At 61.6% G+C, this 23,507-nt stretch carries 30 protein-coding genes; 20 read left to right on the forward strand and 10 right to left on the reverse strand.

Features of this window, described 5'->3' with window-relative positions:
• From AC1DLV_RS27860 to AC1DLV_RS27885, 6 genes are all read left to right on the forward strand, one after another.
• Positions 1 to 384 (forward strand): hypothetical protein (locus AC1DLV_RS27860; protein WP_476836307.1); only part of this gene is annotated, 384 nt, incomplete at its 5' end.
• Positions 384 to 626: a hypothetical protein gene (locus AC1DLV_RS27865; protein ID WP_476836308.1), complete on the forward strand. Its 243-nt coding sequence runs from the start codon at positions 384 to 386 to the stop codon at positions 624 to 626. The genes AC1DLV_RS27860 and AC1DLV_RS27865, both read left to right, overlap by 1 nt.
• Positions 623 to 1,396 carry a DNA cytosine methyltransferase gene (locus AC1DLV_RS27870; protein ID WP_476803277.1) on the forward strand — a complete coding sequence of 258 codons (774 nt, stop codon included), beginning with the start codon at positions 623 to 625 and terminating at the stop codon, positions 1,394 to 1,396. The genes AC1DLV_RS27865 and AC1DLV_RS27870 overlap by 4 nt, the downstream gene beginning before the upstream one ends.
• Positions 1,393 to 1,860 (forward strand): hypothetical protein, encoded by a 468-nt coding sequence (locus AC1DLV_RS27875; protein WP_476836309.1) that lies wholly within the window; start codon positions 1,393 to 1,395, stop codon positions 1,858 to 1,860. The genes AC1DLV_RS27870 and AC1DLV_RS27875 overlap by 4 nt, the downstream gene beginning before the upstream one ends.
• 467 nt (positions 1,861 to 2,327) lie before the next feature.
• Positions 2,328 to 3,416, forward strand: a complete 1,089-nt coding sequence (locus AC1DLV_RS27880) for a tyrosine-type recombinase/integrase (RefSeq protein WP_476803279.1) — start codon at positions 2,328 to 2,330, stop codon at positions 3,414 to 3,416.
• A 631-nt stretch (positions 3,417 to 4,047) separates the two neighbouring features.
• Positions 4,048 to 4,350: a DUF982 domain-containing protein gene (locus AC1DLV_RS27885; RefSeq protein ID WP_476803280.1), complete on the forward strand. Its 303-nt coding sequence runs from the start codon at positions 4,048 to 4,050 to the stop codon at positions 4,348 to 4,350.
• Between the two features lie 14 nt (positions 4,351 to 4,364).
• Here AC1DLV_RS27885 and AC1DLV_RS27890 read toward each other — a convergent pair whose 3' ends face one another.
• Positions 4,365 to 6,230, reverse strand: a complete 1,866-nt coding sequence (locus AC1DLV_RS27890) for a L,D-transpeptidase family protein (protein ID WP_476803281.1) — start codon at positions 6,228 to 6,230, stop codon at positions 4,365 to 4,367.
• Between the two features lie 276 nt (positions 6,231 to 6,506).
• On the opposite strand from AC1DLV_RS27890, the gene AC1DLV_RS27895 reads away from it, so the two are divergent.
• The 3 genes from AC1DLV_RS27895 (at position 6,507) to AC1DLV_RS27905 (ending at position 8,724) form a co-directional block, all read left to right on the forward strand.
• A complete protein-coding gene (locus tag AC1DLV_RS27895; RefSeq protein ID WP_476803282.1) occupies positions 6,507 to 6,902 on the forward strand; it encodes a rhodanese-like domain-containing protein in 396 nt (131 codons plus the stop codon).
• A gap of 74 nt (positions 6,903 to 6,976) precedes the next feature.
• Positions 6,977 to 7,783, forward strand: coding sequence for a MerR family transcriptional regulator (locus AC1DLV_RS27900; protein ID WP_476803283.1), 807 nt, complete (start codon positions 6,977 to 6,979; stop codon positions 7,781 to 7,783).
• A gap of 11 nt (positions 7,784 to 7,794) precedes the next feature.
• Positions 7,795 to 8,724, forward strand: a complete 930-nt coding sequence (locus tag AC1DLV_RS27905) for a hypothetical protein (protein ID WP_476803284.1) — start codon at positions 7,795 to 7,797, stop codon at positions 8,722 to 8,724.
• A gap of 19 nt (positions 8,725 to 8,743) precedes the next feature.
• On the opposite strand, the gene AC1DLV_RS27910 is transcribed toward AC1DLV_RS27905, so the two are convergent.
• Complete coding sequence (locus AC1DLV_RS27910; protein WP_476803285.1) at positions 8,744 to 9,655, reverse strand: alpha/beta hydrolase; 912 nt, start codon at positions 9,653 to 9,655, stop codon at positions 8,744 to 8,746.
• Between the two features lie 47 nt (positions 9,656 to 9,702).
• On the opposite strand from AC1DLV_RS27910, the gene AC1DLV_RS27915 reads away from it, so the two are divergent.
• Positions 9,703 to 10,152 carry a MarR family winged helix-turn-helix transcriptional regulator gene (locus tag AC1DLV_RS27915; RefSeq protein WP_476803286.1) on the forward strand — a complete coding sequence of 150 codons (450 nt, stop codon included), beginning with the start codon at positions 9,703 to 9,705 and terminating at the stop codon, positions 10,150 to 10,152.
• Between the two features lies 1 nt (position 10,153).
• Here the strand turns inward: AC1DLV_RS27915 and AC1DLV_RS27920 are convergent, their stop codons facing one another.
• The 4 genes from AC1DLV_RS27920 to AC1DLV_RS27935 form a co-directional block, all read right to left on the reverse strand.
• On the reverse strand, positions 10,154 to 11,038 hold the full coding sequence (locus AC1DLV_RS27920) for a protein-methionine-sulfoxide reductase heme-binding subunit MsrQ (protein WP_476803287.1): 885 nt from the start codon (positions 11,036 to 11,038) through the stop codon (positions 10,154 to 10,156).
• An 81-nt stretch (positions 11,039 to 11,119) separates the two neighbouring features.
• Positions 11,120 to 11,848: a class I SAM-dependent methyltransferase gene (locus AC1DLV_RS27925; RefSeq protein ID WP_476803288.1), complete on the reverse strand. Its 729-nt coding sequence runs from the start codon at positions 11,846 to 11,848 to the stop codon at positions 11,120 to 11,122.
• A 26-nt stretch (positions 11,849 to 11,874) separates the two neighbouring features.
• A complete protein-coding gene (locus tag AC1DLV_RS27930) occupies positions 11,875 to 12,486 on the reverse strand; it encodes a pyridoxamine 5'-phosphate oxidase family protein (RefSeq protein ID WP_476803289.1) in 612 nt (203 codons plus the stop codon).
• Between the two features lie 63 nt (positions 12,487 to 12,549).
• The gene (locus AC1DLV_RS27935) at positions 12,550 to 12,903 is read right to left on the reverse strand and encodes a gamma-butyrobetaine hydroxylase family protein (RefSeq protein ID WP_476803290.1); all 354 of its coding nucleotides are present in this window, start codon (positions 12,901 to 12,903) and stop codon (positions 12,550 to 12,552) included.
• 208 nt (positions 12,904 to 13,111) lie between these two features.
• Here AC1DLV_RS27935 and moaA point away from each other — a divergent pair, with 208 nt between their 5' ends.
• From moaA to AC1DLV_RS27985, 10 genes are all read left to right on the forward strand, one after another.
• Complete coding sequence (gene moaA, locus AC1DLV_RS27940) at positions 13,112 to 14,107, forward strand: GTP 3',8-cyclase MoaA (RefSeq protein WP_476803291.1); 996 nt, start codon at positions 13,112 to 13,114, stop codon at positions 14,105 to 14,107.
• 28 nt (positions 14,108 to 14,135) lie between these two features.
• A complete protein-coding gene (locus tag AC1DLV_RS27945) occupies positions 14,136 to 14,606 on the forward strand; it encodes a hypothetical protein (RefSeq protein ID WP_476803292.1) in 471 nt (156 codons plus the stop codon).
• Between the two features lie 89 nt (positions 14,607 to 14,695).
• Positions 14,696 to 15,616, forward strand: a complete 921-nt coding sequence (locus AC1DLV_RS27950; protein ID WP_476803293.1) for a DMT family transporter — start codon at positions 14,696 to 14,698, stop codon at positions 15,614 to 15,616.
• Between the two features lie 2 nt (positions 15,617 to 15,618).
• Complete coding sequence (gene mobA, locus AC1DLV_RS27955) at positions 15,619 to 16,242, forward strand: molybdenum cofactor guanylyltransferase MobA (RefSeq protein ID WP_476803294.1); 624 nt, start codon at positions 15,619 to 15,621, stop codon at positions 16,240 to 16,242.
• Positions 16,242 to 16,754 carry a molybdopterin-guanine dinucleotide biosynthesis protein B gene (gene mobB / locus AC1DLV_RS27960; protein ID WP_476803295.1) on the forward strand — a complete coding sequence of 171 codons (513 nt, stop codon included), beginning with the start codon at positions 16,242 to 16,244 and terminating at the stop codon, positions 16,752 to 16,754. Before mobA ends, mobB begins: the two co-directional genes overlap by 1 nt.
• A 161-nt stretch (positions 16,755 to 16,915) precedes the next feature.
• The gene (locus tag AC1DLV_RS27965; protein ID WP_476787614.1) at positions 16,916 to 17,692 is read left to right on the forward strand and encodes an ABC transporter substrate-binding protein; all 777 of its coding nucleotides are present in this window, start codon (positions 16,916 to 16,918) and stop codon (positions 17,690 to 17,692) included.
• Positions 17,693 to 17,827: 135 nt separating this feature from the next.
• Positions 17,828 to 18,541, forward strand: coding sequence for an ABC transporter permease (locus AC1DLV_RS27970; protein WP_476836310.1), 714 nt, complete (start codon positions 17,828 to 17,830; stop codon positions 18,539 to 18,541).
• Entirely contained in the window at positions 18,538 to 19,362 is an 825-nt protein-coding gene (locus tag AC1DLV_RS27975) for an ABC transporter permease (protein ID WP_476803297.1), read from the forward strand. Before AC1DLV_RS27970 ends, AC1DLV_RS27975 begins: the two co-directional genes overlap by 4 nt.
• Before the next feature lie 93 nt (positions 19,363 to 19,455).
• Complete coding sequence (locus tag AC1DLV_RS27980) at positions 19,456 to 20,325, forward strand: NAD(P)-dependent oxidoreductase (RefSeq protein WP_476803298.1); 870 nt, start codon at positions 19,456 to 19,458, stop codon at positions 20,323 to 20,325.
• Positions 20,326 to 20,336: 11 nt separating this feature from the next.
• Positions 20,337 to 21,038: a DNA alkylation repair protein gene (locus AC1DLV_RS27985; RefSeq protein ID WP_476803299.1), complete on the forward strand. Its 702-nt coding sequence runs from the start codon at positions 20,337 to 20,339 to the stop codon at positions 21,036 to 21,038.
• Here the strand turns inward: AC1DLV_RS27985 and AC1DLV_RS27990 are convergent, their stop codons facing one another.
• From AC1DLV_RS27990 to AC1DLV_RS28005, 4 genes are all read right to left on the reverse strand, one after another.
• Positions 21,039 to 21,530 (reverse strand): Lrp/AsnC family transcriptional regulator, encoded by a 492-nt coding sequence (locus AC1DLV_RS27990; RefSeq protein WP_476782515.1) that lies wholly within the window; start codon positions 21,528 to 21,530, stop codon positions 21,039 to 21,041.
• 108 nt (positions 21,531 to 21,638) lie between these two features.
• Entirely contained in the window at positions 21,639 to 22,256 is a 618-nt protein-coding gene (locus tag AC1DLV_RS27995; RefSeq protein WP_476803300.1) for a uracil-DNA glycosylase family protein, read from the reverse strand.
• A 2-nt stretch (positions 22,257 to 22,258) separates the two neighbouring features.
• Positions 22,259 to 22,870 (reverse strand): glutathione S-transferase, encoded by a 612-nt coding sequence (locus tag AC1DLV_RS28000; protein WP_476803301.1) that lies wholly within the window; start codon positions 22,868 to 22,870, stop codon positions 22,259 to 22,261.
• A gap of 45 nt (positions 22,871 to 22,915) precedes the next feature.
• A complete protein-coding gene (locus AC1DLV_RS28005; protein ID WP_476803302.1) occupies positions 22,916 to 23,383 on the reverse strand; it encodes a thermonuclease family protein in 468 nt (155 codons plus the stop codon).
• Positions 23,384 to 23,507 lie beyond the last annotated feature (124 nt).

Raw genomic sequence — 23,507 nt, forward strand, 5'->3', positions numbered from 1 at the left:
CTCCCTCCCGCGTGGATCAGTCCTGACGGCGTCCATCATGAAGTGGCAGACGTTGAGGCTGGTGCCATCGCGGCTCAGACCCATTTCGACGCGGCCATCCGCTCTGCGCTAGTCCACACCTCACCAGTATCCGCGCCGGGGGTGGTGGAGGCGCCTCGCAAAGGGTGGCCGGAGCCCGGCGACAAGATGCAGTTCCTCGACAAGAACGGCTACGACCATGATCTGAAGGAGGGCCGCGCCCTCTTCACCAAGGGCCAAGTTGTCACCGTCAAGCACATCAACGTTGGCAGCTACAGCCACTCCATCGAGTTTGAGGAAGCCCCCGGCAAGCACCTCAACGGCGTCATGTTCGAGCTCCGCTCCCCGGCTGTGGAGGGCAAGTGATGGCGAAGCGCGTCACCGTCGACCATCTGTGGGCGCTTGTTCATGCCGTCGAACTGGCGGAGGAGTTTTTCTCCTGCGCCGACCCTGACGACATCCAAAACGCACCCGGCCTCCAAACGATAAAGCTCGCGAACGAAAGCACGGCTTGGCTGCGTCGAGAGATCGTGAGGCGTCAAAATCAGAAGGCAATCCGCGCCGCTCTCGCCGCCCATAGTGCCKGCGCGCGGGGTAACGCAGAATGAGCGCCCGCGCCTACTACAACGAATTTGACCCATATGCGGCCCAGTGGCTGCGCAATCTCATTTCCGCTGGCCTGATCGCGCCTGGCGACGTTGACGACAGGAGCATCACCGATGTCCGAGCGGACGACCTTAGAGGCTACACCCAATGCCATTTCTTCGCTGGCATTGGCGGGTGGTCCCTCGCCCTCAGAATTGCCGGATGGGGCGATGATAGACCTGTTTGGACAGGTTCGTGCCCATGCCAACCGTTCTCAGTCGGCAGCGCCGGCAATGGCGGCGCGAAAGGCCAAAGCGATGTCCGCCATCTCTGGCCAGCTTTCTTCGGGCTCATCCGAGAGCAGGCGCCTCCAGTTGTCTTTGGAGAGCAGGTTGTCGACGCGGTTAATTGGGGATGGTTCGACCAACTCTGTGGGGACATGGAAGGCATCGGCTACGCCTGCGCGGCGGCGTCTATTCCAGCTATTGCCGTTGAAGCGCGACACGTCCGCAAACGCCTCATCTGGTTGGCCGACGCCAGTGGCCCGGGACGGGAAAGACATAACACGCTCGAACGCCTTCCTGTCGCAAAGGCTCCGCCACTCCCCCTCTATGGCGACCCGCTTGTTGACGCAGGGCGCGCCTTGGACGGTGATTACAGCCATTTACTGCCTTGCGATGGGGTATCCGTCGCAGTGGAACGACACGCGGCCAAAGGCTACGGCAATGCCATCGTCCCGCAAGTCGCGGCAGAAGTGATCGGCGCGTATCTCGAAGCGAGGTCCGCAGCATGACCGCCCTCCCCACCGACAGCACGAGAACAGCAATGACCGCTGAGAAGACGAGCGCGCGCCCTTCATATTGCGCAAAATGCGGCGAGGAGATGGGGAGCAAAGGTGGCTTGCTCATCAGCAACAAGCTTTATCACCATGGGTGCTCGCCTTACCCGCCGAGCTTGGGTGACGTGGTGCTCACCTATCAGGATTTCACCATCGCAGCCAACCGCCGTGCCGAAGCAGCGGAGGCCGAACTCGACCGCCTGAAAGCGCGTGTAGCGGAGATGGAGCGCAAGCTTCTGCTGACACCGATGGCCGAGCGCATTGCCGAGCTTCCCCACTTCATGGCCGCGATGTCCGAATGGGGATGCGAAGACCCGAACGAGCGGGCCGACGCGATCACCGCGTTTCTCAACTCGGCGGTCGGTCTTCGCGAGTACCTGGAAGACCAGAGCAAGGCTGGAGGGCGCGATGGCCACTGACCTCCCTCCCGTCCCCTCCCCACCAAAGGAGACACGAATGAATGAGGCGCTGAAGGCGTCGAAGCGCGCCGCTTGTCAATTCGCGGATATCACCCCGGACGTAAGAGGGCGTGTGGCCATGCGGGCACATACCGTTTGGCGCTGCGAATGGCCAGCACCGGACCTGCCGACACTGCCGGTGTCGATGACATCTGCCTATAGCTTCTCTTGGCCGCCAGACAGGCGATGGGTCGGACCAGGCGATTGCGCAAAGTGTGCCTGCTGGGTCGCCCGCCCCGCAGCGAAGGACGAGGCATGACGAGAGCCCTCACCATGGACGAAGCGGCCGATGTTCTGCGCATCTCGCGTCGATCGATGCAGGACATCGTCAAACGCCACCCCCACTATTACTGCAATGGCCGCCGGAAGCTATTCACCGAAGCCGACATCGCCGCTATCGTAGCCGGCCTCCGCCAGGAAAACCCCTCATGCCGCTCAAGCTCCGGCCGCCCCGCAAAGGCAAATCGCCAAATTACTCGATCCGGGGCACACACCTCGGCGTCTACGTTGACCGAACTACAGGAACTCCTGTCGAGGCGACCGCGAAGCAAATCCTCGCGTCCATCAAACGAGACATCGAACGTGGTCGAACTGCCGAGCCGGTAGACCCTGGCAAGCCGCAAGAACCCGTGTTTGAAGAGGCCGCTCTGGCTTACATCAAGGGCGGCGGCGACGGCCAATATCTTGGCAAGTGGGACCCGGCTGCAAAGGCATGGGTCGGCGGCCTTATCCCTCATTTTCTCGGGACTGGCCTCTCGAAGATCGATCAGCAGGCAATCGATCAATGTGCGGTGAAGCTCTACCCGCAAGCCTCCGCCATGACGCGCAATCGGCACGTCTACACTCCGGTCTCGGCGGTGCTGAAGCACGCCGGCATCGACTTCAAGATCAAGCGACCGAAAGGCTGGCGCGGTAAGTCCCGCGTCGACTGGCTGCAGCCCGATCAGGTCTTTCGGATGATCGACAAGGCACGCGCAATTGATGCCGAGTTCGCCGGTCTCCTGACCTTCCTCTGCTACACCGGTTGCCGTTTGAACGAGGCCCTGGGTCTGACTTGCGACAGGCTGATCATTTCCGAAGCGTTCGCCTATCTGCCTCAGACCAAAAACGACGATCCCCGCGGCGTCCACTTGCCCCCAGTGCTTGTTGCCGAGCTTGCAAACCATCCGCGCGGGCTCGACCGTGGAAAGCAGAAGCTATTCCGGTTCCGCAAGTGCGGGCGACTCTACACGCTCATGAGGAAGGTCAAGGAAGCTACCGGCCCAGATGTGGAATTCGCCACGTTCCACACTTTCTGCCACACTTGGGCGACATGGATGCGCCGCTATGGCGGGCTCGATACGCGCGGCCTGGTCGGGACTGGACGCTGGCGTGACCAGAAATCGGCGGCTCGCTATGAACACGTGGTCGCTTCAGAAGAGTCGAAGCGGGCCGATTTACTCCCCACCCCGCGACAGCCTAGAAAAGCAAGAAACGTGGAGAATCCGGGGAAAGCTAAACTGAAGGTGGTCAAGTAACTGATTTCTTTAGATGCGGTCTTGCCTTCACACGGGTGGGGTCGCAGGTTCAATCCCTGCATCGCCCACCATATTTTCAAGCACTTAGCCGCGTCGCTAATTTCCCTTGTACAGTTTCAGCCTCAGGGCTGTTCAGCGTTTTGATCCTGCTGCCGCCTGGCACCAGGGAGGCGTTCGAAACGGTCGCCGAGGACGTCGGGCTGTTGCGGCATTCTAATTAGCGCTCTGCCAAGAATCGTCGGCACACTGCCACGTAGCCGTTGCACAGCCACTTCGCTCTTCTGGGAACCGCGCATCAATCCATTGATCTAATTGCAAATGAGGCCCCCAAGGCGCAACGTTTGTAATTGGGCGGATGGAGCGGCCGACGCGACGCCGGACATCCACTAAATGAGTGTGGCGTCGGCCATCCGCCAACTTCCCTAGGAGCAATCGGCTGACAAAAATCCCCACCGCCCTTGGGCGGGTGGGTTTGGCGGCGCAAGCCCTGCTTCATCAATCTTGCCGCGCAAGAGGGCAGAGCTGAATGCCTGCCCTTGACCGCGTACATCACCGCCCCATGTTTTTGACAACTGCCTGAGATCGGCAGCTTTCGCTTGCTCAAAAGACGCCCAAGAAAATGGAGGAAGTGATGAAAGCCAAGGCTTTCAGTCGCCCGCTATTCGTCAAGCACGAACACGTCACTTGCGAAATCACCTGCATAACCGACGCGATCGCCTTTCTGACCGATTGGCCAGAAAAACGCCGAGGACCGATCTACAGCGTTGCCGCGCGCGCTTGCCATGCGGCACGCAACGGTCAATTTCCAGTCGAAGGCGCGCGCAGTGCTGTGCAGAGTTTTGCAAGGTCGGCAAACATCCTTGAACAAAACCCCAAGCCGGTCGAGGCATGGATGGTCGCGACCAAAAGCAGGCGCGGCGGCCTGCCTGTCTGACGGATGAGGCGCTACTAGATGCTTGGAGCCCGTGCGGCGTCGGTGCGCGCCATCGCGTCCTTCAGCCGTGCGTCGCGGTCGTAGACATCGCCGAAATACTCGACCTTGCCGTTGAGGTCAGGCCAGGCGGTGAAGTAGGCGACATAGACCGGGATCTTGCGAGTGACCTTTTCAGACGAGTGGCCCTGCTTCAGCTTTGCCGCGATGTGATCGACATCGGTTCCGAGCACGGCGGCTGCCATGCCGCGCGGATCGGAAAGACGGATGCAGCCATGGCTGAAGGCACGGTTGTCGCGGTCAAACAGCGCCTTTTGCGGCGTGTCGTGCATGTAAATCGCATGCTTGTTCGGAAACAGGATCTTGAGCTCACCAAGCGCATTGGCCTCGCTGGGCGCCTGGCGCACGCTGTAAGGCACCTTGGCGCCGTACTGCGCCCAGTCGATCGCCGATGAGGGGATTCGCTGGCCGCGCGAATCGGTGACCTCGTAGCCGGCACGGTCGAGATAGCTCGGATCGCTGCGCAGCCGCGGCAGCATCTCGTTGACGATGATCGACTGCGGCACACCCCAATAAGGATTGTAGTCGACCTGCTCGATATCATCCTGGAAGAAGCTGGTCTGGTTGGTGGCCCTGCCGATCACGGTCCTCATCTTGAGCTTCTCTACGCCGCCGTCGATGTAGCTCGCGGTGAAGGCCGGCTGATTGATGAAGACGCGTGGGCTACCCAGATCGGACGGCAGCCAGCGTAGCTGTTCAAGCGCGACCAGGACCTTGTCGAGACGATCAGCCTTGGATGTGCCGGCAAGGATCGACACGGTGCGTGGACCTACGACGCCGTCGGCCTTGAGCCCTGCCCGCTTCTGCACGGCCTCGATGACCGGTACCAGTTCAGGAGAATAGACCTCGCTGTTGCCGAGCCGGGCAAGGGTCTCGCCATATTCGCCGCCCATCTCGTCATCGAGATCGCGGGCAATGAGATGCAAAAGCTTGGGCAGCTCGGGGTTGGTCTCGCCCGGCTTGAGCAGCAGCTTGGGGTCAACGACGATGTCGTTTTCCTCGCTCGCCCTCAACGCCTCGAGCTCGACGCGCAGCGCCTTGTATTCCGGGTTTTGCGGGTGCTTTGATTCGAGGAAGGAGCGGACATCCTGCGCCTGGCTGAGCGCCTTGAGCGTGGCCACCATGTCGAGCGGCTTGGGCGCGAAGTCGTAATAGCCGGAGATGCGGTTTGGATCGATCCTGCCGCCTTGCGCATCATGCACGTAGCGCAGCGCGCGCGCCGACATCGCCATCTCGAATCGAATCAGCGTCTTCAGCCGGCCAGCCGCGTCGTCGGCCGGGTAAGTGGCGGGCGGCACCGACACGGCATAGTCTGCCGACATCAGCCCATGGCTCGCAGCATCGCTCAGTGTGCGGATCGCGTCTTCGGCCCGGCTGTTGGCCGCGCGATCGCTCACCCAGATGAATTCGGGATTGGCTGAATAATAATCGAGCAGCGCCTTGGCGATGTCTTTTTCGGCAACGAGGTCGAAGGCGTTGAGGCCGGCAAGCGCTTCGCGGAATGCGGTACCGGCAAGCGAGGGCTCGAGCGATACCGACTGTGTGCCGGCAACGAGCTTGGAGAAGTCGACCGTCACCATCGGGTCGGTCTTGTAGGTGTAGTAGGACGGCGCGCTGATCTTGGCTGCCGGGGCCGGTGCCCGCTTCTTCTGGTGCGAAGGGGCCGGAGGGAATTCGGCTTGCGGTTGGCGAGGCTCGCGATTGCCGCCGAAAAGCATTTGGAACAAGCCCTGCGCGCCCGCCTGCGGAGCGCCCATGGCAAGTGTTGCGGCCAAGGCGGCCAGCGGAAGCGAAATCGGCCTTTTCAGGAAAGAAAACGTCATAAAACACCTAACCCTGCCGGAAACCGCACTGGAATCCCCATGCGCCGGTGGAAGAATTCCTGTCGCCGAATGGCTGATGTAAGGCGCGACTGTATCGATTCATACCGATAACGTTAAGCTTTGATAAATTTCCCGATAGCTGTTGCCGAACAGTTTCACATCATCGTGAGGTTGCCGGGCCACTGGCATGATCCGGCCGGGATGACAGGCCTTGCTGCTTCATGCGATCAATTGGCCGACAATGACGGCGTTGAGCAGGATTGGCGCGAGGGCAAGATGAAAAAGGGCTACAGGGAACTGCTCGACGAGGCCAATGCGGTGGTCGAGGTGGTGTCGCCGGAGGAAGCGGCAACGCTGCTTGACGATGCCGAAACCGTCTTCGTTGACCTGCGCGATCCGCGTGAAGTCGAGCGCGAAGGCAAGATTCCAGGCGCCCAGCACTGCCCGCGCGGCATGCTCGAATTCTGGATCGACCCGGAGAGCCCCTACCACAAGCCGTTCTTTTCCAGCGGCAAGAGCTTCGTCTTCTTTTGCGCTGGCGGCTGGCGTTCGGCACTTGCCGCCAAGACCGCGCAGGAGATGGGGCTGGAGCCAGTTCACCACATTCTCGGTGGCTTCACCGCCTGGCGCGCAGCGGGCCTGCCGACCGAACCGGGCGACAAGAAAGGCTGAGGCCTGGACCGCCATGGCGAAAGCCTTTTCGAGCGCTTGACCTCGCCCCAGGGGCTGACCCTAGACATGCGCTCATGACCGATTCTTATCTTCTCGCAGGGCGTTTCGGAGCCGCCACACGATTGTCGCCGAAGGCGTTGCGGCTCTATGCCGAACAAGGCCTGCTGGCGCCGGCCTATGTCGATCCGCAAACAGGCTATCGCTACTACGCAGCCGAACAGGCGCCGCGTGCGCGGCTGATCGCGAAGCTGCGCCGGCTCGGCCTGCCGGTGGCCAGGGTCGCACGGCTTGTCGAGCTCACGCCTGAGGCGCGAATCGTCGAGCTGCAAGCATGGCTGGCCGCGCAAAACGACATGTTAGCCGAGCAGGCTGAAGGTGTGCGGGCGCTTGCCCGGCAAGCCGCTGGTGGCGAACCCGCATTGACTGGGGCGATCGGCCTTCGCGAAATGGCGGCCAGCAAAGTCGTGTCCCGCCAGCGGCAGGTCAGCGTCGAGGCATTGGACGATTTTATCGCCAGCGCCGAGGCCGATATCCGCGCGCATCTGCGTGCCTCGGCATTGCCAGGCGACGGACCAATGAGCGTGCACTATCACGACCTCATCAGCCGCGACAGCGAAGGCTTTGTCGAGGTCGCCATCGCCTATGAAGGAAACCTCGAGCCTGCCGGCGACCTACGCATCAGGCTGCAGCCGGCGCGGCGCGAGGCCTATGTGCCGGTGCCCAAGGCCTATGAGAATTTCCCGCTCATCTTGCGCGTCTACGACGCTCTTGAAGCATGGCTCGATGCGCGAAGCGATCTGAGCTGCACCGACAGTCCCTACGAGACCTATCCCGGATCCGGCGGCGCGCGTTTCGACGTCGCCTATCCGATCACCCTCTAAGAGAGCCCGTCATGACGCATTTTTCCTACACGGGCTCCGGCCCGTATTGCTATGCTAATTCCTTCGCGATGATGTTTGGCGCCGATGCCGCCTCCACTGCTGTCATCGAAGTCGCCACCGGCAGCCCGTTCGGCATGCAGCTGATCGGCGGAACGATGCCGTTCTTCGACCCCTATGGCTGGGATCCCGAGAAAGGTTTTGAAGACGCGCTTTCGGCACTTGGCTGGACATCGACTGTCACCCAAGGCGGAGACGCCGACGAGGCCCTCGCCCGCCTCAAGGCGGCTCTCGCTGGCGGGCCGATCTGGATTGGCCCTGTCGAGATGGGACATCTCCGGCACCAGCCGGGCATGCGTGGGCCGATCGAGGCCGACCACTATGTCGTTGTCCTGGAAGTCGATGACGAACGTGTGCTGATGCATGACCCGCAAGGCTATCCCTATGCCTGCCTACCGATCGCCGACTTCATGGCCGCATGGAGCGCCAAGACGCTGACCTATGGTACGCCTTACACGATGCGGACCGGGTTCAATCGCATTGCCGAAGTCGCCGAGGTGGACACCATCAAGGCGTCCATCGCCGCAGCAATCCGCTGGCTGACGATGGAAGGCGATCTCGGCATGCCCTCGGGCAGCCTCGGCAATGGCGAAGCCGCTGAAACACTGGCGGCGAGAATCGAGGCCGGATGCGACGACGCGTTGCGAGGCCATATGATCCATTTCGCGGTCCGGGTCGGCACCCGCCGCGCCGCCGACGCCGCGACTTGCCTGGCGCGAGCCGGATACGCCGAGGCAGCACAGATTGCCGGCAAGCAGGCGCGCCTCATCGGCGCGATGCAATATCCGCTGGTTGTCGGCAACGACGTTTTTGCGGCGGCAGCCCTTCGTGATCTGGCGCCCACCTACGACATGCTGCGAACAGCTTTGCAAAACCAAAGCTGAATGCAGGCGTGGGCCCTCACTAGTGAACGGTGGTGAGTTCAGGCGCGTCGGCCAGAAAGGCGACCGCCTCATCCACCACCGTAGCCGCGGACAAGACGCGCCTGTGGCCGAGCCCGTCGGCCCAGAATAGCCTGACATGGCCGCCCGCGCCTGCCATGGCGCGTGCATCCGTAGCCGGCACCTCCCTGTCGTCTGGCGCGTGGATGACGAGAGTTGGAACATCGAGTCGCATCAGCAGCCTGGAGCTGACGAAATGGCTGATCGGCGTGCCGGTGACACGCTCGACCTGGCTTGCAATGGCGCGCTGCGACTTCGGCCCGAGCTTGATGTAGCGGCCGAAATCCGCAAACAGCCTGGGCATCGAATCGGGCGCTGAAATCAGCACAAGCCGTCCTGCCGCCAGCGGCGCGAAACCATTGACCGTGCCGGCAGCAGCATTGACGGCCACCGCCCCGCCGAAGGAATGGCCGACAATTGCCTCGAATGGACCGAACCACTGGGCCGCGAGGCTGGTGGCTTCGACCGCCTTGGCCATGTCGAGTGCGCGACCGAGCGAGCCGCCATGGCCAGGCAGGTCGAGTGAGATCACCCGATAGCCGGCATCCCGGTAGCCTTCGATCAGCGCCCGCATGTATTCGGTGCGCGAGCGCCAGCCGTGGATGACAAGCACTGTGCCTCGGTCGCTGCGCTCCTGAGCAGGACGAAACTCGTGCATGGCAACGCAGCCGCGTTGTGTCTTGATTCGGTGATGGCGGGCCTCCGCCATGAAATCGGATGCCTTGGCGATGGCTCGCTTTTCGCCTTCGGACAGAGACCGTTCGGCTGGCGTGTGCCGGAATAGCTCGAATGCCACACGGCCGGCGAGACGCGGCGAAACCAGCTCGGCCGCGCCGAACAGCCGCCGGATGACCTGCAGCCCGATTGATGCCATAGTGATCGTCCATCCATAAGTTCAATCATGAACATAATAGTTCAATCATGAACAATAAGCAAGATTTGCCGTGGGACAACCCGCGGTTCCGCAACTGGGTCGCGGTGGCGAAAGCGTGCCACTCGATGGAGCGTGCCTTGGCGAGCGCGCTGCAGCCGCATGACCTCAAGCCGGCACAGCTCGATGTGCTGATGAACCTCTATCGCCATCCCGGCATGTCGCAGCACGATCTCGCCCGCAAGCTTTTGGTCGGGCGCTCCAACATCACCATGCTGTTGCCGCAGCTGGAAAAGCGCGCGCTGGTCAGCCGCGAGGCCGACGCCAAGGACCGCCGCATCATGCGACTGACGCTGACCGAAGGCGGCGAATCTCTATTGATGCGAGCGCTGAAGACCTATGGCGCGTTGATCGAAAAGGCGATGAGCGCCTCGACGCCCGAGCAATGCGACCTGATCGGCGCGCATATGCTGCGCGTTGCCGATGCCTTGAAAGAATAGGTCAGGCTGCCGCACTAGCGGCCCGCCTGCCCCGTGGCGCCTTGGCATTTCCAAGCGATCTGACATAGCCGAGCACAGCCAAGGCCAGACCTGTCGCCAGGATCCACCATGCCGGCCGGATAGTGTAGGAAAACTGCAGATTGGCCCAGAGTACGCGGCCTGGCGGCACACCGGTCGCAAGCCCATACCAGGCCGCCTCGACCACAACAGTCGAAAGAGCCGCCGCAACGGCGATGCCAATGAGTACAAGCGGCGACGTGAGGGCGAACCCGCGCCACTGCGCCAACCGGTAAAACATCAGCAGCATGAAGAAGCCTGCCATCAAGGTCGGCTGGTAGACGTCGGCCTTGGACTGCATGAAGAAATGCAGCGCCGCCAGTATGCCTATGCCGTAGACGATCTTGTGCAGCAGGTTCCAGTTGCGCCCGAGCCTCTTGATCGCCGCATCGGTCGATGTCGCGCCGAGAGCTATGAGCCCGAGCAGCGCGACAAAGCCGATGGTGAGATAGATGCGCAGCGCGATCTCGCTGACCACGCGCAGCACATCCCAATTCTGGTCGAAGACATAGAGCACCAGGTGCCCAAGCGCGTAGCACAGCGCCGTCACCCCGAGCATGCGGCGGATGAGGATCAGCTTCGGCCACTGCCCGATGCGGCGTAGCGGCGTGACCGCCAGCGACAACAAAAGGAAACGGATCGCCCAGTCGCCGGTTTCATGGATCGCCGCAGTGTATGGTCGCGGGCCAAGCAGCGTGCCGGCACCCGCCCCTTTCGGAAAACCTGCCAGCGCGTAGTAGGCAAGGAGCAAAACCGGCACCAATGTGCCGGCAAATGCCACAGCCTTCAGCGGCGAGAATTGTCCGGCGCGGTCTGTCCAAGGTGTCATGCAAAAGCTCCAGCAGTTTTGCCGGTATACGTCGCCAAAGCCGCTTGAGTTACACCGACGGCTATCACTTTGTTTTGAGGCCTAGCGATCAGCCGCAAGCAGAAGCATCATCGGCCGCAACCGCTCTTCCGCCAATGCCGGCCACGCCTCGATCTGGGCGTCGCTTGGTCCCCACTCCTCGACATGCGCGATGGTGAAGCCAAGGCCGATCAGAAGATTGAGATAGGTGCCGATGGTGCGATGCTGTTTGATCACGCCTTTGGCGAGCCAATCCGTGCTGCGTCGCCCCTCCACCTGGTAGCTGTCGACAGGCCAGGTCTTGTTGCCGCTGGCGTCGACCGACCAGCCCGGACGCGTAGGTGCTGTGTAGATCGGGTGTTCCACCGAGGCGACCAAGCGGCCGCCCGGCACAAGCGCGCGATGCACGTTCGCCAACATCTCGGGCAGGTTTTCGATGTAGTGGAAAGCAAGCGAACTGTAGGCCAGATCGAAGGAGGCTTCTGGCAGAGCAAGCTTTTCGAGGTCCGCGCGCTCGTAGGTGATGGCAGCGTCGGACGTCATTTCCCGGGCGCGGGCCAGCATGTTTTCCGAAACGTCGAGGCCGAGCACCTCGGCTGCGTCCTGCTCGCGTGCCCAGCGGCTGAACCAGCCGAAGCCGCAGCCGAGATCCACGACCTTGCGGCCCTTGAGATCAGGAACCAGCGCGCGCAGCGCAGGCCATTCCGGCGCGCCCGCCAAGCCTTCGACCGATCGGTTGAGACCACTATAGCCTTCGAAGAAATCGGGATTGTCGTAGATATTCTGGGTCATGGACGCACTCACAGGCAGGCAGCTACCTACCACATCGATTTCTTGGCACGCTCGGGCCATTCGCGGTCATAGCTCTCGCCGTCGATGCTTTTGCCGCTGGTGACGGCGAGGATCTGTCCTGGCGTCGGCAGCGACTTCGGATCGACATGGCGTTCGGGGTTCCACAATTCGGACCGAACAATGGCACGGGCACACTGGAAATAGACCGCGTCGACATCGATCACCGTCACCGAGCGCGCCGGCTTGCCTTCGACGGTGAAGGACGCGCACAGCTCGGCATCGACGCTGATATGGGCGCGTCCGTTGACGCGCAGCGTCGTGCCAGAGCCCGGCACCAAAAACAGCAGCGCCACGCGCGGGTCGCGGATGATGTTCTTGAGCGAATCCGCACGATTGTTGCCGCGTCGGTCAGGCATCATCAACGTGCGCGGATCATGGATGCGCACGAAGCCGGCAAGATCGCCGCGCGGCGAGCAGTCGAGACCTTCGGGCCCGCTGGTCGCCAGCGACACGAAAGGCGAGGCCTCGATGAAGGCTGCGTATTCGGGAATGACGTGGTCGAGTTCCTTGACCAGCGACGTTTCGCCGGGAAGGCCGTAAAGTGCTTCAAGTTGTTCGACGGTGGATATGACCGACATCGCCAGCCCCTCTTGCTTTGCTCCTGCCGCACTTAGCCGGCCAATTTGAACCGCCGAAGACAGTTACCGCTCGCGGCTCAGCCCTTTTTGCGCCAGCTCGCCGAGATATTCCTGCCAGCGCTTGTCCTTCTCGTGGCTAAGCGTGTGCAGGTAATTCCAGGTGAAGATGCCGGTGTCGTGGAAATCGTCGAAGGTGATACGCACGGCGTAATTGCCCACCGGCTCGACCTTGAGGATCGTAACCTCTTTCTTGCCCGGAACCGTCACGCGCTGTTCCGGTGAGTGGCCTTGCACCTCGGCCGAGGGCGAAAGCACACGCAGCAACTCGGCTGGCAGCTCGGAGGGGCGATGGTCGGGAAAGGTCACCGTCAACAGCTTGCGGTCCTTGGAGACCCTCAGTTCTTTCGGTGCCGTCATGATCCGTCCTGCAAATTTGAACTGCCTTTCACTACTGCGCTTCGAACGCTGCGAAAAGCACTATCCGCCGCGCCGAACCGACAAAGCGAGCGACTCCACCCCAGGGCAAGAAACTTTCATCTTGATTGACAGGCTCAAGCGTACAACATAGCCGTAGTATGCAGGCGCTGCACAAGATGCCGCAAAACGGGAAACGGAAGCGCAGACCATGGATATGATCGATCCTTTCGGTCGCTCGATCAGTTATCTGCGCGTGTCGGTGACCGACCGCTGCGATTTCCGCTGCACCTATTGCATGGCCGAAGACATGGCCTTCTTGCCCAAAAAGGACCTGCTCTCGCTCGAAGAGCTCGACCGGCTCTGCACCGTCTTCATCGAAAAGGGCGTCAAGAAACTGCGCCTGACCGGTGGCGAACCGCTGGTGCGCAAGAACGTCATGCACCTCATCCGCCAGTTGTCGCGTCATCTCGATAGCGGCGCGCTGGAGGAACTGACGCTGACCACCAACGGCTCGCAACTGTCGCGCTTTGCCCAGGAACTCGCCGATTGCGGCGTCAAGCGCATCAATGTCTCGCTCGATACGCTCGATCCCGACAAGTTCCACGCCATCACGCGCTGGGGCCACCTCTCCAAAGTGATGGAAGGCATCGACGCCGCACAGGCGGCCGGCCTGCACATCAAGCTCAATGCAGTGGCGCTCAAGGGCTTCAACGACGCCGAGATCCCGGACATGCTGCGTTGGGCCAATGGCCGTGGCATGGACCTGACCGTCATCGAGACCATGCCTATGGGCGAGATCGATGCCGACCGCACCGATCAATACATGCCTTTGTCACTGCTGAGGGCCAATCTCGAACGGCAGTTCACGTTGACCGACATCCCGTTCAAGACAGGCGGTCCTGCGCGTTATGTCGAAGTCGCCGAAACCGGCGGGCGGCTCGGCTTCATCACGCCGATGACGCATAATTTCTGCGAAAGCTGCAATCGGGTGCGGCTGACCTGCACCGGCACGCTCTATATGTGCCTCGGCCAGGAAGACGCCGCCGACCTCAGGGCGCCGCTCAGGACCTCCGAGGGCAACGAACTGTTGTCGAACGCCATCGACGAGGCAATCGGGCGTAAACCCAAGGGCCACGACTTCATCATCGATCGCCGCACCAATCGTCCGTCCGTCTCTCGTCATATGAGCGTGACTGGCGGCTGACAGGCGCGTTTCTCGAAGAGGGAACCGCATGATCCGCAAGGTGGCAACGACGCTGTCGGCATGCGCGCTTGCCTTGGCAATCTCAAGTCCCGTCTCCGCCAAGCCCTTCACCTACACCAATGCCCAGTTCGGAACGTCGGTGACGTTTCCCGACGAAATCTTCACCAGCCATGCCGAGGAACCGGCCAATGGCGACGGCCTGCTGTGGCTGGCACCTGACTGCGGGAGCCTTGCTGTCTACGGCTCCATCAACGCGCTCGAACAGACGCCTGAACAGCTTGCCGATTTCAGCTCCAAGGGAGTGGATGTCAGCTACCGCAAGGTGGGCAGGGATTGGGTTGTATTGTCGGGCCATGAAGGGCCCAACATCTTCTACCACCGCCTCGAGTTCGGCAGCGGCGGAGTCATTCACGCGTTCCTGCTCAAGTACCCTGCGTCGACCAAGGCGAAATACGACCCGTTGGTCAGCGCTATCGCCGAAAGCCTCAACGGCCCATAGGCCGAATGCTGCCTGGTCCATGCGTTTGCCATTGCTGTTTCGCGCACCGATGCTAAAGCCGTAGGCAACAGCAGCAACGGAAAGCTCAATTGCCACTTTCCTCGAATATTCGCGGCGCTATGTTCATGGTCGTCGCGATGGCCGCCTTCACCTTCAACGACACGCTGAGCAAGCTCGCTTCCCAGACGATCAATCCGGGCCAGCTGATGCTCGTGCGCGGACTGTTTGCGACCACGCTGATCAGCCTGCTGGCGTGGCAGCAGGGCGCGCTCCGGGGGTTCCGCCAGTACTGGCATCACATGGTGTTTTTGCGCCTTGTCGGCGAAGTCGGCGGGACGGTGTGTTTTCTCGCTGCCCTGCCGCATTTGCCGCTGGCCAACATTTCCGCCGTGCTCCAGGCACTGCCGCTGGGCGTGACCATGGGGGCGGCACTGTTTCTGGGCGAGAGCGTCGGCTGGCGCCGCTGGGTCGCGATCGCAGCCGGCTTCGGCGGCGTGCTGATCATCGTGCGTCCCGGCTTCGACGGCTTCAACGCCTTTTCGATCCTGGCGCTGCTCTCGGTTGCCTTTTGCGCGGTGCGCGACCTTGCGACGCGCAAGATCCCCAGTCACGTCCCATCCCTGTTCGTGTCGACCGTCACCACCATCATCATCACCGTCACCGGGGCGCTGACGATCGTGCCCTTCGGCGGCTGGGTGCCGATGACATTCGACCTCGTCTTGTTCCTCGCAGGTGCGGCGGTGCTGGTTCTCTTCGGCTATCAGTTCGTCATCATGGCGATGCGCGAAGGTGAAATCTCCTTCATCGCGCCGTTCCGCTATACTGCCCTGATATGGGCGATCACGCTCAGCATCGTGGTCTTCGGCGATGTCCCTGATTTCGCGATGATGGCAGGTGCGGCGGTCATCGTCGCGTCAGGTCTTTATTCGCTCTATCGCGAGCGCGTCGTCGGCAAAGGCCGGCCGGCAGCCGAGAGCACAAGCGCCTCCATGGCGCCCGACGGGGTGTAGTCATGGCGACTGAGATCGCAGGCCTGATCCTTGCCGGCGGCCGTTCGAGCCGGATGGGCGGCACCGACAAGACGCTGCTGCCGCTCAACGGGCGCCCTTTGATCCGCCAGGTGCTCGACCGGCTGCAGCCGCAGGCATCTCCTGTCGTCATCAATACCAACGCCGATCCGTCTCAGTTTGCTGGCTTGGGCGTTGAAATCATTGCCGATACAATCGCCGGCTATCAGGGACCGCTTGCGGGAATTCTTGCCGGGCTGGAATGGGCTGTCGGCAAGCACGGCGTGACTCACCTCCTCAGCGTTGCCGGCGACACACCATTCTTCCCGGATAATTTTGCCCGGCAACTGGCAGCGCGCGCTGTTGGAGGCCGGATCACCGTTGCGGCCTCGAACGGGCGCGTGCATCCGACCTTTGCGCTGTGGCCGGTTTCGCTTCGCGATGCGCTTGCAGCCTTTCTGGAAAGCGGCGATACCCGCAGGGTCATGACGTTCATCGAGCAGGCAGGCCTAGACGTGGTGGATTTTGAAGCCGTGCAGCGCGGCGCAAGGAGTGTCGACCCGTTCTTCAACATCAACACGCCTGAAGACCTCGCCGAGGCCGAGAGCCTTTTGGGCGGAGCCAATTGATGGCGCATCGTGTTTTTGGCATCACCGGCTGGAAGAACTCCGGCAAGACGACCTTGACCGAGCGGCTGGTGACGGAGCTCGTCGGGCGCGGCTGGAAGGTCTCGACCATCAAGCACGCCCACCACGATTTCGACATCGACAAGCCAGGCGCCGACAGCTTTCGTCATCGCGAGGCCGGTGCGACCGAAGTCGCCATCGTGTCGGGCCGCCGCTGGGCGTTGATGCACGAGCTGCGTGGTGAAGACGAGCCGACACTGGACCAGGTTTTGGCGCGGCTCGCGCCTTGCGACCTGGTGCTGGTCGAAGGCTACAAGCGCGAAAACCATCTCAAGATCGAGGCGCGCCGTCTGGAGGCCAAGGACCGATCGCCGCTGACCACGAAAGACCCCGCGATCGTTGCCATCGCTTCCGATCATCCAGCCGACGACGAGCAGGTGCCGGTGTTCGGCATCGACGACATCAAGGCTATTGCCGACTTTGTCGAAATTCGATCCGGCCTGAAGGGACAGTGACGCTGCGTCATCATGAGCAGCTGGAGTCCATGTCGCAAAAGCCCTTTTCACGATTGATTTTTAACTGAAAACAGTGGGAGTATCGCCGCTACTGGCGGAGATCACCCGCCCAACGGCCGCAATGGACAGGAACCGGCCGGATGGTAACAGAGAGGAACATGATGCGTATTTCCAAGATCGCTTTGGCTGCGTCGGCAGCGCTTGCGCTGACCATCGGCATGGCACAGGCGCAAGAAAAGAAACTCACGATCGCCACCGAAGGCGCCTACCCTCCCTACAACAATCTGACCCCCGACGGTAAGCTTGTGGGCTTTGACGTCGACATCGCCAACGCGCTTTGCGACGAGATGAAGGTGAAGTGCGAGATCGTCGCCCAGGAGTGGGACGGCATGATTCCGGCACTTCAGGCCGGCAAGTTCGACGCCATCATCGCGCAGATGTCGATCACGCCTGAGCGCAAGCAGAAGATCGACTTCTCCAAGAAGTACATCAACACCCCTGCCGTGATCGCTGCTCCCAAGGACACCGACATCAAGGGCGTGACCAAGGCCGACCTCGCTGGCAAGACCATTGGCGTTCAGGGCTCGACCATCCACTACAACTACGCCGAGAAGGTCTTCACAGACAGCACGGTCAAGTCCTATCCGAGCGCGGAAGAGTACAAGCTGGACATCATCAATGGCCGCGTCGACGCAGTCAGCGATGACCTCGTGTCCATCCAGGGTTGGCTCGACACTCCGGATGGCGCCTGCTGCAAGATCGTAGGTACGATCCCCAACATGCCTGAAATCCATGGCGAAGGTGCCGGCGTCGGCGTCCGCAAGGGCGAAACCGCGCTTGCCGACCAGTTCACCACGGCGATCGCAGCCATTCGCGCCAACGGAAAGTACAAGGAAATCAACGACAAGTACTTCAAGTTCGACGTTTATGGCGATTGAGTCGACCAGAGGCTGACGAGACTGAACAGGCGGCGGGACAAGTTCCCGCCGTTTGTCTAACATAGGCACAACAACAAGCCGTCATTGAAGGCGGCGGCATTCCCGCAGCGGGAATGCAATGGGGATAGTCTACCGATGCAAAGCGTTTGGGCGCTTCTGGGTTTCGGGCCCGACGGATGGGGAAACGCACTCGCCTACGGCGTGCTCGTCACCGTTTCGCTCGCTGTGGTAACGCTGCCGCTGGGGTTGCTGATCGGTTTCCTGGTCTCACTCGCCAAGCAGTCGAGCGAACCGTCGATGCGGCTCGCCGGCAACATCTACACCACCATCTTCCGTGGCCTGCCGGAGCTGCTGACGCTGTTTCTGGTTTTTTATGGCGCGCAGATCGGCATCCAGCAGATCGTGCAATTTGTCAGCCCTGGCACGACTGTAGATATCAACAGCTTCGTCGCCGGCATGGTCGCGCTCGGCGTCGTCTTCTCGTCCTACGCCAGCGAGGTTTTCCTTTCTGCCTTTCGCGCCATCCCACGCGGCCAATATGAAGGCGGCTATTCGATAGGGCTGTCGCCGCGTCAGACCATGCGGCTGGTGATCTTGCCGCAGCTCGTGCGCATCGCCCTACCCGGCCTGGCCAATCTCTGGCTCATCCTGCTCAAGGACACGGCACTTGTGTCGGCAATCGGACTGACCGACATCTTGCGCCAAGCCAGCATCGCCTCTCGAGCAACCAAGCATGCATTCCTGTTCTTCGGAGTCTCCTGCCTGATCTATCTCGTGCTGGCCATCATCTCGTCCTTCGGCATCAACGCCATTGAGCGCTGGGTCGGCAAGCGGGAGGCGCAACGATGAGCACGACCAGTGAGGCAAAGGCACTGAGGCCTGTGGCACCCCCTCGCGGATGGTCACGTGAACGTATCTTCGGCTGGGTCTTTGTCGCCCTTTGGATCGCACTAGGCCTTGGCCTTGTCACCTATCTATTCAGCGCGTGGAATCCCGACCTTTTCGCCAAATATGCGCCGTCCTATCTCTCGGGACTGCGCGTGACATTGACGCTGGTGGCGATCTCCATCGTGCTGGGCGCGATCCTGTCACTGCCGATCTGCTATGCTCGCATGTCGAAGAACCGCGTACTGAACGCAATTTCCTACGGCTATGTCTATTTCTTCCGCGGCACGCCGCTGCTCGCCCAGACCTTCCTGATCTACTACGGCTTCGGTTCGTTCAGGCCGCAACTGGAGGCGATCGGCCTATGGAGTTTCTTCCGCGAAGCCTGGTATTGCGCCGTCTTTGCCTTTGCGCTCAACACGGCTGCCTATCAGGCGGAAATCCTGCGCGGCGCGATTGAAAGCGTCGGCAAGGGGCAGTGGGAGGCCGCATCCGCACTTGGCCTGTCGAAGCTGCAGACGCTCTACAAGATCGTCCTGCCGCAAGCTCTGATCGTCGCGCTCAGGCCATACGGCAACGAAATCATCCTGATGATCAAGGGCTCGGCCATCGTCGCCATCATCACGGTTTACGACCTGATGGGCGAGACGCGCCGCGCCTTTTCACGCACCTTCGACTTCCAGACCTATCTCTGGGCGGCCCTGCTCTATCTCTCGCTGGTCGAAACCTTGCGCCATTTTGTCGATTGGATCGAACGACGCATCACTCGCCATCTGCATCGCTGAGCAAGTCCTGGCCCAACCACGATCGCCTTGACGAATCCGCCTGATGTCATAGACCTCGGGCACCACAACATTTGCACTTCGAAAGGGTGAACCATGGCATCGGTCGCGTTCCTTGGTCTTGGCGTCATGGGCTACCCCATGGCAGGGCATCTCAAGAACAAGGGCGGTCACGACGTGACAGTCTACAACCGCACCACGGAGAAGGCGCAAAAGTGGGCCGCCCAGCATGGCGGAGCCTTTGCGCCGACGCCTGAGGAAGCCGCCAGGGACAAGGATTTCGTCTTCGCCTGCGTCGGCAATGACGACGACCTGCGCGAAGTCACCATCGGTGCACAGGGCGCATTCCGTTCGATGAAGAAGGGTGCGATCTTCATCGACAACACCACCGCTTCGGCCGAGGTAGCCCGCGAGCTCGATGTCGCAGCCAAGGCCGGCGGCTTCCATTTCCTCGACGCGCCGGTGTCCGGCGGCCAGGCGGGCGCTGAAAACGGCGTGCTCACGGTCATGGTCGGCGGCGAACAGGACGCCTTCGACCGCGCTCGTCCGGTGATCGATTCCTTTGCCCGCATGGTCGGCCTGATGGGTTCAGCCGGCGCTGGCCAGCTGACCAAGATGATCAACCAGATCTGCATCGCCGGCCTCGTCCAGGGCCTCGCCGAGGGCATCCACTTCGGCAAGAAGGCAGGCCTCGACATCGAAAAAGTGGTCGACGTCATCTCCAAGGGTGCCGCCGGCTCCTGGCAGATGGAAAACCGCCACAAGACCATGAACGCCGGCAAATACGATTTCGGCTTCGCCGTCGACTGGATGCGCAAGGACCTCGGCATCTGCCTCGAAGAGGCTGACCGCAACGGCGCCAAGCTGCCGGTCACAGCCCTTGTCGACCAGTTCTACAAGGATGTGCAGGGCATAGGCGGCAAACGCTGGGATACCTCCTCGCTGCTCGCACGGCTCGAGAAATAAGGCCATCCGCCGTGGCGCTGTCGTCAGAATCCACTGTCGATGAGATTGTCACGCATCTGCGCACGCTTGGCTCGGAGGAAGACCGCGCCGGAATCGCCCGTTTTGGCATTCGCAACGACCGGGCACTCGGCATTTCCAATGCCGTACTGCGGCCGATCGCCAAGACGCTCAAGCAGGACCACGAGCGCGCGCTGGCACTTTGGGCGACCGGCATCCGCGAGGCGCGGATCCTGGCGGTTGCCACTGATGAGCCTCAAGTGGTCACACGTGCGCAAGCAGATGCCATAGCGGCCGATTTCGACAGCTGGGAGATCGTCGACCACGCCGTCTATCTCTTCTGCGATGCCGGACTCGCCCATGAGACCATCGCAGCCTATGCAGCCGATGAGCGCGAATTCGTCCGCCGTTCTGCCTTCTCGGCGATCGCAACCGCTGCGGTGCACCTGAAGAAGGAGCCGGATGAAACCTTCATCGGCTGGCTGGCTCTGATCGAGGCGCATTCCACCGACGAGCGGAATTTCGTCAAAAAGGCCGTGAACTGGGCGCTGCGCCAGGTCGGCAAGCGTTCGCCGGCCCTGCATGCTCCAGCGCTAGCATTGTCGGAAAAGCTCGCCGCCTCGCCCGACAGGACAGCAAGATGGATCGGCAAGGACGCGGTGCGCGAACTTACCGATCCCAGGACGCTTGAGCGTCTCCATGCAAAGAAGCGCTGATCAGGCTGCCGACGCGCCGCTTTCCTTGTCGAGGGTCATGTAGTCGAGTGGCAGTTCGGTCGTGTACTTGATCTGCTCCATGGCGAAAGCCGACGACACATCGCGGATTTCGATCTTGGCGATCAGGCGCTTGTAGAAGGCATCGTAGGCGGCGATGTCGGGCACGACGACCCGCAGCAGATAATCGACATCGCCGCTCATGCGGTAGAACTCGATGACCTCGGGGAATTCCTGGATGACCTCGGAAAACCGCCGCAGCCACTCATGGCTGTGCGAATTGGTGCGGATCGACACGAAGACGGTGACGCGCGTGTTGATCTTTTCCGGATCGAGGATGGCGACGCGCCGCTTGATGACGCCTTCCTCCTCGAGCTTCTGGATACGGCGCCAGCACGGCGTGGTGGACAGGCCGACTTTCTTGGCGACATCGGCCACCGCCAAAGTCGCGTCCTCCTGGAGGAGGCGAAGGATTTTCCGGTCGAGGCGGTCCATATGCAGGCTCCGTTAGAAAAGGTTCGCCATAATCCTGTGATTTACCCCATCATACAAGAAAGGAATTCTCCGCACACCCTGCATTTTCGGTATCGATTTCCATACCACCTAGGAAAGACGACGCTGGATTTCCGTCCTGAGAAAAGGCAGCAATTCCATTTCGAACCACGGATTTCGTTTGATCCAGCCGGTGTTGCGCCAGGACGGATGCGGCAGTGGCAGCACATGCGGGCCCGATGAGCGCGCCCAGACCGAACGCCAATCGGCGACTGTGTCGGTCAAGGACGAGCCCCGCGCGGCGCCCATGTGCCAGCGCTGCGCATATTGGCCGATCGCCAGCACCAGATCGACCTGGGGCATCAGTGCCATCAGGCGCGCGTGCCAGGCCAGCGCGCATTCCCGTCGTGGCGGCAGGTCGCCGCCCTTCGTGTCCTGCCCTGGAAAGCAGAATCCCATCGGCACGATGGCGAACTTTTCCGGATCGTAGAAAGTCTGCGAAGAAACGCCCAGCCAGTCGCGCAGCCGATCGCCTGAGGCATCGGTGAACGGTGCGCCACTCAGATGCACCTTGGTTCCAGGCGCCTGCCCGGCGATGAGGATACGTGCACGTGATGACGGCACCACCACAGGCCGCGGCTCATGCGGCAAGAGCCTGCCCAATGGCTGGTCAACGCAGATGCGGCAGGCCCTGATCTCCACAACGAGCTGATCGAGTTCGGCAGACATGGTCAGGCCGCTGCACTCGGGCGGGCGGCAATCGCGCGGTACCAGCGCAGCACATTCGTAAACGCCTCCGGCACCACGATGCGCGCCGGCTTCATGAAATCGATGGCAATCATTCCGGTGATGTCCGCGATGGAAAAATCGTCGCCGGCGGCAAATTCGCGCGTCGCGAACTCCTTGTCGAGCAGCGCCAGGAACTCGATCACCTTCGGCTTGTTGGCTTCGCCCCATTCCGGCACCTGCGGCACCTCCCATTCCTTCATCGCCGGATGGATGTGACGGAATGCGAAGCTGACCGGCTGGAACAGGTTGAACTCGATGCGCCGCTGCCACATCTCGACCAGCGCCTTGCCCAGCGCCCCACGGCCAAACAGCGCTGGTTCCGGATGAAGCTCCTCGAAATAGCGGCAGATGGCGACGGATTCGGTGAGAATGGTGCCGTCGTCGAGTTCGAGAACCGGCAAGCGCTGCAGGGGATTGCGCGTGGCGACGTCCGCTTTCTTGTGCTCCATCGCGCCCATGTCGACTGAAACCATCGGCACCTCGATGCCCTTTTCGGCAAGGAACACCCGCACGCGCCTTGGGTTTGGCGCGCGGCCTCCGTCAAACAGCTTCATCTGTTTCTCCTGGGTTGCTGCGATCTCGCAACTATAGCCCTCAAGCTACGAGAATCGAAAGATTTCCCGCAGCCAATTGAGTATCCGCCCGAAGCTGCCATGTTCGACTTCGATCATGTCGCCATGCATGTTGCGCCAGTCGCGCGGTCGGTCGAATTCGCCTGCCCACAAACCCCTATGGTCGCGGCGAGCGGCGGCTTCTTCGGCTTCGTAGCCGCCATAGGCAATCGCCCAGCCGGCCGCGACCTGGGCACGGTTGAGATCGATGCTGCCGACGCTGCACTCGCCAAGCAGGCGGCCGTATTTGTCGCGCTCCCAGCCATTGCAGCTCACCTGGCGCCCGGCGACAAGTTGCGACAGCGCCTCGCGCGAACGGCGGCCGCAGGGATATTCGGCACCGTCCTTCCTGCAGATCTGTGAATATTCCGGCGCATCGATGCCGCGCAGACGGATGCGTTCGGTACCCAAGACGATCGAATCGCCATCACTAATGACAGCAGTGCCCTGGGCCATGCGTGTCTCCACCCTGTCGAGGCGCGCCGATACGAGGATGAGGGTTCCGAGTATCGCGGCGGTCAGCGCATAATCCAGAATCTTGCGCCAACGGCTGCGCGGACGCCGAAAATTCCGCTCTCGC

This window comes from Aminobacter sp. 01T433, from assembly GCF_056398585.1.

Coding starts and splice junctions, on each gene's coding strand:
- AC1DLV_RS28005 (WP_476803302.1), bottom strand. CDS start 23,383: ATGGCCCAGGGCACTGCTGTCATTAGTGATGGCGATTCGATCGTCTTG.
- AC1DLV_RS27945 (WP_476803292.1), top strand. CDS start 14,136: ATGATCCGCAAGGTGGCAACGACGCTGTCGGCATGCGCGCTTGCCTTG.
- AC1DLV_RS27880 (WP_476803279.1), top strand. CDS start 2,328: ATGCCGCTCAAGCTCCGGCCGCCCCGCAAAGGCAAATCGCCAAATTAC.
- AC1DLV_RS27925 (WP_476803288.1), bottom strand. CDS start 11,848: ATGACCCAGAATATCTACGACAATCCCGATTTCTTCGAAGGCTATAGT.
- AC1DLV_RS27885 (WP_476803280.1), top strand. CDS start 4,048: ATGAAAGCCAAGGCTTTCAGTCGCCCGCTATTCGTCAAGCACGAACAC.
- AC1DLV_RS27995 (WP_476803300.1), bottom strand. CDS start 22,256: ATGTCTGCCGAACTCGATCAGCTCGTTGTGGAGATCAGGGCCTGCCGC.
- AC1DLV_RS27930 (WP_476803289.1), bottom strand. CDS start 12,486: ATGTCGGTCATATCCACCGTCGAACAACTTGAAGCACTTTACGGCCTT.
- AC1DLV_RS27915 (WP_476803286.1), top strand. CDS start 9,703: ATGAACAATAAGCAAGATTTGCCGTGGGACAACCCGCGGTTCCGCAAC.
- AC1DLV_RS28000 (WP_476803301.1), bottom strand. CDS start 22,870: ATGAAGCTGTTTGACGGAGGCCGCGCGCCAAACCCAAGGCGCGTGCGG.
- moaA (WP_476803291.1), top strand. CDS start 13,112: ATGGATATGATCGATCCTTTCGGTCGCTCGATCAGTTATCTGCGCGTG.
- AC1DLV_RS27965 (WP_476787614.1), top strand. CDS start 16,916: ATGCGTATTTCCAAGATCGCTTTGGCTGCGTCGGCAGCGCTTGCGCTG.
- AC1DLV_RS27970 (WP_476836310.1), top strand. CDS start 17,828: ATGCAAAGCGTTTGGGCGCTTCTGGGTTTCGGGCCCGACGGATGGGGA.
- AC1DLV_RS27905 (WP_476803284.1), top strand. CDS start 7,795: ATGACGCATTTTTCCTACACGGGCTCCGGCCCGTATTGCTATGCTAAT.
- AC1DLV_RS27870 (WP_476803277.1), top strand. CDS start 623: ATGAGCGCCCGCGCCTACTACAACGAATTTGACCCATATGCGGCCCAG.
- AC1DLV_RS27990 (WP_476782515.1), bottom strand. CDS start 21,530: ATGGACCGCCTCGACCGGAAAATCCTTCGCCTCCTCCAGGAGGACGCG.
- AC1DLV_RS27875 (WP_476836309.1), top strand. CDS start 1,393: ATGACCGCCCTCCCCACCGACAGCACGAGAACAGCAATGACCGCTGAG.
- mobA (WP_476803294.1), top strand. CDS start 15,619: ATGGCGACTGAGATCGCAGGCCTGATCCTTGCCGGCGGCCGTTCGAGC.
- AC1DLV_RS27895 (WP_476803282.1), top strand. CDS start 6,507: ATGAAAAAGGGCTACAGGGAACTGCTCGACGAGGCCAATGCGGTGGTC.
- AC1DLV_RS27920 (WP_476803287.1), bottom strand. CDS start 11,038: ATGACACCTTGGACAGACCGCGCCGGACAATTCTCGCCGCTGAAGGCT.
- AC1DLV_RS27980 (WP_476803298.1), top strand. CDS start 19,456: ATGGCATCGGTCGCGTTCCTTGGTCTTGGCGTCATGGGCTACCCCATG.
- AC1DLV_RS27900 (WP_476803283.1), top strand. CDS start 6,977: ATGACCGATTCTTATCTTCTCGCAGGGCGTTTCGGAGCCGCCACACGA.
- AC1DLV_RS27935 (WP_476803290.1), bottom strand. CDS start 12,903: ATGACGGCACCGAAAGAACTGAGGGTCTCCAAGGACCGCAAGCTGTTG.
- AC1DLV_RS27910 (WP_476803285.1), bottom strand. CDS start 9,655: ATGGCATCAATCGGGCTGCAGGTCATCCGGCGGCTGTTCGGCGCGGCC.
- AC1DLV_RS27975 (WP_476803297.1), top strand. CDS start 18,538: ATGAGCACGACCAGTGAGGCAAAGGCACTGAGGCCTGTGGCACCCCCT.
- mobB (WP_476803295.1), top strand. CDS start 16,242: ATGGCGCATCGTGTTTTTGGCATCACCGGCTGGAAGAACTCCGGCAAG.
- AC1DLV_RS27890 (WP_476803281.1), bottom strand. CDS start 6,230: ATGACGTTTTCTTTCCTGAAAAGGCCGATTTCGCTTCCGCTGGCCGCC.